General features: G+C 71.9%; 3 protein-coding genes. All 3 read left to right on the forward strand.

What is annotated here, in order from left to right:
- The coding region (locus tag G6017_RS11355) for an alpha/beta hydrolase (protein ID WP_182617419.1) at positions 1 to 1,018 on the forward strand (1,018 nt) is incomplete at its 5' end.
- Between the two features lie 38 nt (positions 1,019 to 1,056).
- Positions 1,057 to 1,551: an SRPBCC domain-containing protein gene (locus G6017_RS11360; protein ID WP_182617421.1), complete on the forward strand. Its 495-nt coding sequence runs from the start codon at positions 1,057 to 1,059 to the stop codon at positions 1,549 to 1,551.
- Between the two features lie 222 nt (positions 1,552 to 1,773).
- On the forward strand, positions 1,774 to 2,624 hold an 851-nt coding region (locus G6017_RS11365; RefSeq protein WP_182617423.1), incomplete at its 3' end, for a DUF222 domain-containing protein.

Here is a 2,624-nt window from a genome sequence, read left to right on the forward strand (position 1 = left end):
CTCGACAGGGTCCACCGGGACGCAGTCGTTGGCGGGCCTGGGGACGCTCCCGCCACTCGGCACCGGTTCACAGAACACACTGGCCACCCCGCCCATCGGGATGGAGGCGGAGCCGGTCACCGTCTCCGAGGTCCGCCACAAGGAGATCGGCGACCCACGCGTGGCCGGCGGCGACCCCCGCTTCGAGCGGTGGTGGATCGCGTCCGAGTCCATGAACCGGGTGCTGCCGGTGGAGATCTGGCGGCCCGCGTCCGACGCCCCGGCCCCGATGCTCTACCTCCTCGACGGCGTCGACTCGCCGTCGCCCAGCGGGTGGCTCCTGCCGGGGGGCGTCCAGGACGCCTTCGCCGGCGAGCACGTCACCCTGGTCATGCCGGCGCGCGCCGACGGCTCCCTGCACGCGGACTGGCAGAACGACGACCCGGTCCTGAGCCGCAACGCCTGGCAGACCTTCCTCACCGAGGAGCTGCCCCCGCTGCTCGAGTCGGGCGAACTGCCCTTCACCGGCAAGCGGGGTGTCGCCGGGTTGTCGATGGGGGCCGCCAGCGCGGTCACCCTGGCCGAGCGCCGCCCCGACCTGTTCTCCGCCGTCGGCGCGATCGCCGGCTGCTACACCGCGCGCGACGATCTCGGATTCGTCCTGGCCAAGATCGTCACCGAGACCCGCGGCGGGAACATCGCGAACCTGTGGGGTCCGCGGACCGACCCGGCCTACGCGGAGAACGACGGGCTGCTCCACGCCGAGAAGCTCCGCGGCAAGACCCTGTACCTCGCCACCGCGACCGGTATGCCCGACGCCACCGAATGGGACCGCAACGGCCGTGACCTGCTCCGGTTCTCCCAGGGCACCGGTCTGGAGATCGCCACCCACGCGTGCACCGTCACCATGGACCGGCGCCTCGACGAATTGGGCATCCCCGCCCGGGTCGACTACCTGCCCACAGGCCTGCACAACTGGGACAACTTCGGCCGTTTCATCGCGCGGATGCGCGATACGCTGATGTCGGCGCTGCGCTGACACCACTCCCGGCGCCTCTCTGATCGCGAGGAGACGCCATGTCCACCACGCCCACGGCCTCCGGATACCTCGACGACTCGGGAGCCGTCGTGTTCCCCCGCCGCCTGCCCATGTCCCGCGAGCAGGCGTGGGCCGCCGTCACCGACCCGGCCCGCACCGCCCGGTGGATCGGCCCGTGGTCGGGTGACCCGGCGTCCGGCACCGTCCAGCTCACCATGACCGCCGAGGAGGGCGATCCCGTCGACGGTGTCGAGGTGGTGACCTGTGACGCGCCGGGGCTCCTGGTCGTGCGGACCGGTCCGGGCGGGTGGCTCCTCACCGTGAGGATCGAGGGCGACGACGACGAGGCCGTCATCTCCCTGGAACAGGACATCGCGGACGCCGAGTCCGCCTCCTCGATCGGTCCCGGGTGGGAGTACTACCTGGACCGGTTGGTCGAGGCCGAGGCGGGACGGGATCCGGACGCGCTGGAGTTCGAACCCGACTACTACCCCGGCCTCGCCGAGTACTACCGGTCCCTGCTGGGCGGCTGAGCGGTCCGGAGCGGCCCGCTCCGCTCCCTCCACGTCATCACCATCCCCATCCCCATCCCAGACCCCATCGATGACACCGCACGTCCCGCCGCGCCGCCGCCCCGGCGCCCCGGCGCGTCATTCGCATCGGTCGTGGTCGAACCACCATGTCGTACCCCGTTGCTAGTGTCCCCCTATCGAACACACGAGCGATCGCCTCGCTATCGCAGAAGGGGGAACCGGATGTCGGCAGAACACGGTTCGGGGATCGCGGCGGCCGGCCTGGCCGCCCTCGACGCCCTCCGCACGGAGAACCGCGCCGCTGCCGCCCGCCTGCAGGCCTGCCACGATCTCCTGGCACTGTGCGAGGAGCAGCAGTTCGCCCGAGACGTCGAGGCCGGCTACTACGACCCCGACGGGCCGGAGCGCCCGCGCGACCACGCGGTGCTCGACCCGTTCGACGTCGCCTGTGCGGAACTGGTCGCCACCTACGGTGTTCATCACCACCGCGCGTCAGCGATGCTCACGCTGGCCCGGGATCTCGTCATCAGCTTCCCGGGGATCGTCGAGGCGATGGGGTCCGGCCTCCTGGACGAGCGCACGGCGGGGATGCTCGTCCGGCAGATGCGGACGGTCGACTCCTCCGCCCTGGACGCTGTGCACCGACTGGTCGTGGACTGGCTGCTGGACTCCATCGACTCCGGCGAGCGGCCCGGCCGCAACGCGATCCTGGCCAAGACCGACAGCATCATCGCGGACTTCGACCCGGAAGGGGTCCTGGCCCGGCGTGCTGCCGCGGCGTGTGAGCGTCGGGTCAGTGTCCGGCGCGGGGTGGACGGCATGGCCGAGCTCCGTGCGCACCTCACCTCGACCGAGGCGTCCGCGATCCACGAGGCGCTCGGGCACACCGCCGGGGAGCGGTTCGATCGCGAGAAGCGGGCCCGGATCGAGGCCGTCCGCAACGGCACCGGGCCGGCGTACGACCCGCATCCCCGTACCCGCCAGCAGCACCGGGCGGATGCCCTCGTCGATGCGATCCTCGGTACCGGCGATCAGGGCGACGGAGACGGCTCCGGTGGCCGGCACGCGGGCAG

This window comes from Dietzia sp. B44 (assembly GCF_014145245.1).
Lineage (GTDB): Bacteria > Actinomycetota > Actinomycetes > Mycobacteriales > Mycobacteriaceae > Dietzia > Dietzia natronolimnaea.

What these genes read in the sequence shown, in the direction of transcription:
- G6017_RS11360 (WP_182617421.1), top strand. Translation starts at nt 1,057, where the DNA reads ATGTCCACCACGCCCACGGCCTCCGGATACCTCGACGACTCGGGAGCC.